Raw genomic sequence first — 7,018 nt, forward strand, 5'->3', positions numbered from 1 at the left:
GGGCGGCGGCGAGCAGGCCACCGCTCGCGAGGACCGCGGTGACGGGCCGTGCGAGGCGGTTCAGCCGTGGTCTGCGCGCCGGCGGGCGCGGTCGGCCTGTGACGTCTCGGCTGTTCATGTGCACGCTCCAATTACAGGCGGAATGAGCGGACTTGACAGAACTGGCTCGGCGGGCGGTGCCCGTCTCGTGGTCAGGCGCCGCGGCGGATCCGGCCCGCGTAGCGGTCTTCGAGCACCTTGTTGTGCTCGTCGCCGCCGGGCACGTTGGCCGAGAGGTACACCGGTGGGGTGACTCCCGCCTCGATCAGCAGACGCACCGCCTCGGCGTTGACCATCTGGGCCAGGTAGGCCGCGGTGATCGTGGAGACGGCGCACACGGAGCCGCCGGAGGGCAGCGGCAGCAGCGCGTCGCCGAAGGGCGCGCCGTTGTCGAGGACGACGTCCGCGAAGTCGCTGAGACGCTTGCCCGAGGGATGGCGCGGGGTGGCGCGGGAGGTGTGCTCGAGGCTGGTGACGGCGATCAGGGCGTGGCCGTGTTCCTTGACCAGTTGGGCCATCTCGACGATGCAGCCGTTGATGCCGGAGTTGGAGGCGATCACGAACACGTCTTCGGGGTGCGGGGCGGCGAGCTCGTACAGTCGGTGCGCGATCGCGGGGTCCCGCTCCAGCAGGGGGTCGTTGAGCGTGTCTGCGGGCGCGCCGCCGTACAGTACGAGGTCCCTGATCGCGATCTTGTTGGTGGGGACGAGGCCGCCGGCGCGGCCGGCGACCTCGGTGGCCAGTGACTCCGAATGCCCGGTTCCGAACGCCTGCACCACACCGTCGCCCTTGAGCGCGGTCGCGATCAGACCGGCCGCCGCGAGCACGGCGTCCGTGTGTGTGGTGACCACTCGGTCGACGATGTCCTTGGCCGCGGCAAGGAACTCTTGACTGTCCGGCACACCCGCTCCTTGGGATCCGATGAAGAAGTTTTGTTCTTCGCCGCATGACTTTGCGCGCAGAGGGAGGGACAAGTCAATGGAGCGGAGCCATAATTGGGTGCCTCGGGAGACAGGGTGAAGAATAATTCTTCACCGCCGAGGTGAGGTTGGGAGAGGCAGAGCCATGCACACCACCGCTGGGGCCGTCGACGGCGGCATCGTCGGCCGGATCCGCGAACTGCTCCCGGACCTGCCCGAAGCGCAGCGCACGACGGCCGCGTTGATCCTCGACGACCCGGCGGCCGCCGCACGGATGACCATCCTCGACCTGGCGGACGCGTGCGGGGTGTCCACCGGGAGCATCACCCGCTTCTGCCGCACGCTCGCGCTGCCCGGCTACTCGGCGCTTCGGCTCGCGCTCGCGTCCGACACCGGCCGGTCCGAGCAGGAGACCTGGCAGGCCAACATCGGCCGGGACATCTCGGAGAAGGACGACATCCGCCTGGTCGCCTCCGCGATCTCCGCCGGGGTGCGGCACGCGGTGGGCGCGACCCTGGCCGCGATCGACCTGGACGCCGTGGAGCAGGCGGCCTCCGCGATCGCGCGGGCCCGCCGGGTGGAGATCTGCGGGGCGGGCGGCAGCGGGAGCATGGGAGCCGAGTTCCAGCAGCGCGTCTACCGGATCGGAGTTCCTGCCTGGTCGTGGAGCGACACGCAGGTGGCGCTCACCGGGGCCGCGCTCCTCGGGCCGGACGACGTGCTCCTCGCACTGTCCCACAGCGGCCGCACGCGGGAGGTGACGGACCTGGCGGCGGAGGCCGCGTCGCGCGGCGCCACGACCGTCGCCGTCGTCGGGGACCTCGACTCACCGCTGGCACGCCGCGTGGACCTCGTGCTCGCGACGACCGTGCCGGACGACGGTCCCGGCCACCACACCGTACTGAGCAGGCACGCGCAGATGGCGGTCCTCGACCTGCTCTACATCGCCATAGCTCAGCGCACCTACGACCAGAGCACGGAGGCGATGGCCGCCACGAGCGAGGCCGTCCGCCCCTACAAACACGAATAGCACCGCGCGGGGGCAGAAGATCGGGGAGCATCGGCCAGGACGGGCGGGCGCGCTCCTGTGCGGACGTCATCCGGCGAGTACCCGGGGAGGGAAACGTCGTGCCGACGAGCGGGGACGAGCGGGCGGCGGACACGGCGGCGCGGCCCGTCGTCATCGGCATCGACGCGGGCGGCACCCGCACGCGCGCCGCGGCGGCATGGGCGGCCGCGGACGGCGGGCCACCCCTGCACACCGGCGTGTCGGGACCGGGCAACGCCCTCTCCGTTCCGATCGACGTCCTGACCGCGCACCTCCGCGAGGCGGTCGCCGCCGCGGCACCGCCCCCGCTGCGGCCCGCCGTACGGGCGGTGGCCGCCGGGCTCGCGGGGTGTTCCGCTCTGCCCGGCGACGCGGGTGCCGCGAACGCGACCTCGGCGCTGCGCGCGGCCCTCACCGACCTGGGCATACGGCCCGACGTCACCACCGTCTCCAGCGACGCCGAGATCGCTTTCGCCGGTGCGCCCGGCACCCCCTGCGACGGTCTGGTCCTGATCGGGGGCACCGGCGCCGTGGCGGCCCGGCTCGCGGGCGGGATCACCCTCGCCACCGCCGACGGCAACGGCTGGCTGCTCGGCGACAGCGGCAGCGGGTTCTGGATCGGGCGCAGAGCGGTACGGAGCGCGCTCGCCGCCCTCGACGGGCGCGGCAGGCCGACCCTCCTGACCGCGGCCGTCCGCGCGCACTACCTCGGCGAGACCGCCGCGAAGCCGCCCGCGACGCCGGCCGCCGCACAGGACGTGCGCGACCGGCTCGTGCAGGCGGTCCACGAGCGGCCCGTCCTCGAACTGGCCTCCCTCGCGCCGCTGGTGGCGCGGGCGGCCGAGAACGGCGACCGGGTCGCGCAGCGACTGCTGTCGGGCGCGGCGAAGCGGCTGGTCACGACGCTGGACTCGCTCTCACCCGGCCCCGAGGACATCCTCGTGACCACCGGGGGCCTGCTCGGTCCCGGCGGGGTGCTGCTCGGTCCCCTGAAACGCCGGCTTGCCCCACGAGGTCTGCACCCGGTGCCCGTGCCGGACGGCCTCGCGGGAGCAGTGGCCCTGGCCCGGAAGGCACTCGTACGGACGGGTTGACCCGGCACGGACGCCCCTGCCCTTCCCCCGCCGGGCGACTGCGCGCTCCAGTGCTCGGCCACATCCGTGATCGGGCGTTGCACCGAACGATTCGCGATCCCCGCCCGAGGTGTCCCCAGCCCCTCGGGTCGCGTCCTGAGAAGTGCTGTACAGGCCCCCACCTGCTCCGCGCGCTCGGCCCGGCGTCTGAGTGAGTGCCCGGAGCGCAGGAACGGCCACCGGCTGATCTTTCGAGGTGTCGAAGCTCGAAGGAGATCAGCACGATGACCGCACCAGACAGTGTGCCCCTGCACGCCCTTACCGAAGAGAACCTCGCCTCGGCGAGTCCCGATCTGCTGCGCGTGATGGTCAGGACGTTCGCCGACGCGCTCATGTCCGCAAAGGCCGACGCCCTCTGCAATGCCGGATACGGGCAGGTCAGCGAGGTCAGCGAGGAGAGAAGGTCAACCACCGCAACGGCTGTCGCCCACGCGAGTGGCACACCCGGGCCGGCACGTCGAGCCGGTCCTCCCCGAGCTCAGGACCAGCAGTCACTTTCCGCACCGGCTCTTCGATCCTTCTGCGATCCTTCCCTCCGGTCCGAGCGCCACCGTCGTCGTGACCCGGGTGAGCGAGGGTTTCCTGGGCACCGACCCGAAGCCGAAGCGGACGGGCGGTTCGACGGGGGCCGCGGAACCGAGGTCGGCGCCGGCGAAGAACGCCGAGACCGCGCGGATCGGCTGCAGATCCCGTGCGCCGTACCATTCGCGGCGGTCCGCACCGGCGCTGCCCCGGGTTCGCACGCCGGGCAGCAGCATGCGGGCCGGCCAGTCCATGAGCGCACTCCACGCCGGACGGCGGGCGAGCGCCCCGGGCACAGCCCGCAGCAAAAGGCCCAGGAGCCCGCGTCTGCCCGTGACGAACCGCAGCTCGAGCGGGCCCGCGGTGACCGTCCAGGTACCGTCCACGACCCCGACCCGCACGGGGACGACCCGAACGGTGTCGAAGACGTAGGTTCCGCCGATGAACTCCGCGGTCTCCCGCGTGGGGGCCAGCAGCAGCCGCTCACCCTCGGCCCGTTCCAGCATCACGTCGCTGAACGGGCCGAACGGCGACTGCTGCCAGTGGCCGAGCACGACACGCGTTCCGGAGCACGTGCCCAGGCCCGCGATCCAGCCCTCGAAGCACAGCAGCGGGCCCCGCGCGGCCGACCTGCAACCCCGGCTCACCCCCAAAGTCCCCCTGCGGCGGTACCGCGCCGCGGCCCCGGCCTCAGGCAGAAGCGGCCGTCGGCGCACAGGGCCGCGAGGCTCCCAGCCGCACATGCCTGACTCCTTCCGAGAAGTGCACCACAGGCCCTCCAGAAGGAGCCGGCAGCCCGGCGGAGGCGGTCAGCGTCTCCTCCAGCAGCTCCACGGTGGCGGCGGCCAGCGGCCACGGTTCGTGCTCCACCGGCGTCTCCCAGAGCACGCCGAGCCGGCGGGTGTAGGCCCGCCGGCGCGAGGTCAGCCACGCGTGCCGCTCCGTCGGCCGCTCGATCCGGTCGCCGGGGCGGACGACCAGCCGGTAGCCGGCCCCGCCCGTCCATCTCCTGCCGAAAGTAGGAGACGGTTCCTCCCTTCCCGCTGACCTCGAGGAGGCCAGGGTGGTACGGCGCGCCGATCCCTCGCGCCGCCGGCATCAGCGGGCAGGTGACCTCCAGGGAAAGGAACCACGGCCCGTCCCGGCCGTCGGGGTGCCGGACATAGGTGCGCAGGTTGGTCTCCGCGAACGCCGGGAGCCCGGGCACTGCGGCCGGTACACCGGGCAGGCGCACGTCCGCCATCACGAAGGACGTGAGCCCGACCCAGGCAGCGTCCTCGTACTCGTCCACGACCAGCTGCTCGGGCACCAGCGCCTGAACCGTCTCCGGTGGGAAGGACCAGTGGACGAACGTCTGCGTCAGCCAGCCCGCCCGCAGCGCCGGCAACCGCACCCGCCGCTCCGCTTCGTACGCCACCACGGACGGCGAGTCCCCCTCCCCCGGCCGACGGAAACGCAACCCCTGAGCCGCCCGAGGTCGCCTGCCCGTATCGCGCGGCACGCGCCGGGGATCGCACCGGCGATTGCGGCACCGGGTGCCGTGCCCGGCCATCCCGATCGTCCAGGTCGCCGGCGGATACCTGCCACCCTGGCCACCATCGTCAGTGTCCGGCGGTGTCGGCGGGGCAAGCCAGGTTCCAGTTGGCGGGTCGGGCCTCGATCGGTGTCATCCACGTCCTCTCAGTCAGCCGGCGAGCCCGGCGTTGACGAGCGCCTTGATGTACGGCAGGTCATTGCCGGTCCCCGTCGGATTGAGGGAGTACACCACGCGGTGCCGGAGATCGCGGGTGGCGAAGATCCCGTTGTCCCAGCCGGGACGGGAACCCGTCTTGCCCCAGGCGTACTGGCCGTTCGGGAGTTGGTAGCGCATGAGCCCGCCGACGCTGTAGCAGGCGTCCTTGCCGGCGCAGTTGGTGTTGTCGGCGGCATTCGACACATTCGGCACCTTGAACACCAGGCTCTGCTGGGCGGGCGGGAGCAGACGCCCCTGGAACAGCGCGGTGAGGAAGCGATCCAGATCGGCGGCGGTGGAAATCATGCCACCCTCGGCCCACGGATACGGGCTCTGCTCGGTCACGTCCTGTCCGTCGAGGTACACCTCCGCGTGGGGCGAGGGGATCGCCGGGTCGTCGGCTGCGGGCAGGCTGGTGTGACTCATTTCCAGCGGCCGGATGATCCTGCGCTCCAGTTCGGTGGTGAAGGAGTGGCCGGTGACCTTCTCGACGATCAGGCCGAGGACCAAGGAGTTGAGCCCGTTGTACTGCTGCTCGCGCCGGTGCGCGGGCGGCGCGGCGGCGGCGAACGACTCGTGCAGGAGGTCCGCGGGGCTCACGGACTCGAGCTGCCATCCAGGTCCGTCGGCCGGGTCCGGGGTCCGTGCGGGCTTGGGCAGGCCGCTGGTGTGGTCGAGGAGCTGGCGCACGGTGACGTGGCCGTACGCCTGGGGCAGCACATCGGGTACGTACTTCCGGGCCGGTGCGTTCAGGTCGATCCGGTGTTCGGCGACGAGCTGGAGGATCACCGTGTTGGTGAACACTTTGGTGACACTGCCGATCCGGAAGTACGCGTCAGCGGTGACCGGGCCGGCGGTGACGCTCACGCCGTCCTGCCGGACCAGCGCGCCGGCGACGACGTCGTCGGGCAGGTGGCCGAGGATCTCCTGAACGGTCGGTGCGGCGGATGGCGAGGCACTGACAGCCGGCGCGGCGGTGGCCATGGACGCAGCCGCACCGGCAGTGAGCGTAGTGGCCAGGGCGAGGGTGGTGACTGCGCGGCGAATGCGCATCGAGTTTCTCCTCAACGTGCGTAGTTGGGACGTGTTTTCAGCGCCCACTCTGCTGCCCGCGGCCGTCGTCATTCATCAGTGATCACCCTGATATCACCCCTGGACCGTCCCCTTGCGGGCGCGGCAAGGCCAGTACAGCCGGGCAGCCGTCGGGCCGAGCGGCCCCCTGAGCGAACCGGGAGGGCAAGAGCACCATCCCGGCGCTTTCTGCCCCGCGGGAAGCGGCCTTCGGTCGTGGGCGCCATCCCGGCACACTCGCGAGCCGCAACAGCCTGGCCGGCGCCTGCCAGTGGGCAAGCGGGACGGCTCGTTGCAGGTATCCCGCCGACTCGTGAGGCGAGCGAGGTGGACGGCGGCCCTCTGGCGTGCCGATAAGGCGGGAGGCCTCGTCCAACGCCGTCCGGCACCACGGCGGCACACCCTGGACCGTGTCACCAGGACTCCCCGCTTGCCGGCAACCGTGGCTATCGGGTAGGCGGGCCGGTTTTCCCGGCCCTCCTCCCACACCACCGGACATGCGGGCCCGCATCCGGCGGTTCGTTCAGCTGATCTCAAGCGGGTCGTTGGCGGG

The 7,018-nt window shown here is 72.0% G+C and carries 5 protein-coding genes and 2 pseudogenes; 3 read left to right on the forward strand and 4 right to left on the reverse strand.

Annotated elements, in window-relative coordinates:
- Window positions 1-191: 191 nt before the first annotated feature.
- The gene (locus tag BZY54_RS28595) at window positions 192-941 is read right to left on the reverse strand and encodes a sugar isomerase domain-containing protein (RefSeq protein ID WP_086728227.1); all 750 of its coding nucleotides are present in this window, start codon (window positions 939-941) and stop codon (window positions 192-194) included.
- A 163-nt stretch (window positions 942-1,104) separates the two neighbouring features.
- Here BZY54_RS28595 and BZY54_RS28600 point away from each other — a divergent pair, with 163 nt between their 5' ends.
- The 3 genes and pseudogenes from BZY54_RS28600 to BZY54_RS53645 form a co-directional block, all read left to right on the forward strand.
- Entirely contained in the window at window positions 1,105-1,989 is an 885-nt protein-coding gene (locus tag BZY54_RS28600; RefSeq protein WP_086728228.1) for a MurR/RpiR family transcriptional regulator, read from the forward strand.
- A 98-nt stretch (window positions 1,990-2,087) separates the two neighbouring features.
- The gene (locus BZY54_RS28605) at window positions 2,088-3,101 is read left to right on the forward strand and encodes an N-acetylglucosamine kinase (protein ID WP_086728229.1); all 1,014 of its coding nucleotides are present in this window, start codon (window positions 2,088-2,090) and stop codon (window positions 3,099-3,101) included.
- Window positions 3,102-3,364: 263 nt separating this feature from the next.
- Window positions 3,365-3,656, forward strand: a pseudogene (locus tag BZY54_RS53645) (transposase); the annotation flags it as partial.
- Here BZY54_RS53645 and BZY54_RS28615 read toward each other — a convergent pair.
- The 3 genes and pseudogenes from BZY54_RS28615 to BZY54_RS28625 all read right to left on the reverse strand — a co-directional run bounded on the left by BZY54_RS28615 (window position 3,632) and on the right by BZY54_RS28625 (window position 6,447).
- Window positions 3,632-4,309, reverse strand: a complete 678-nt coding sequence (locus BZY54_RS28615; RefSeq protein WP_086728230.1) for a hypothetical protein — start codon at window positions 4,307-4,309, stop codon at window positions 3,632-3,634. The pseudogene BZY54_RS53645 and the gene BZY54_RS28615 overlap by 25 nt on opposite strands.
- A 43-nt stretch (window positions 4,310-4,352) precedes the next feature.
- Window positions 4,353-5,055 (reverse strand): annotated as a pseudogene (locus tag BZY54_RS28620) (YqjF family protein).
- A gap of 291 nt (window positions 5,056-5,346) precedes the next feature.
- On the reverse strand, window positions 5,347-6,447 hold the full coding sequence (locus BZY54_RS28625) for a serine hydrolase domain-containing protein (protein ID WP_086728231.1): 1,101 nt from the start codon (window positions 6,445-6,447) through the stop codon (window positions 5,347-5,349).
- Between the last annotated feature and the right edge of the window lie 571 nt (window positions 6,448-7,018).

The sequence above is a fragment of the Streptomyces carpinensis genome (assembly GCF_002154505.1).
Lineage (GTDB): Bacteria > Actinomycetota > Actinomycetes > Streptomycetales > Streptomycetaceae > Streptomyces > Streptomyces carpinensis.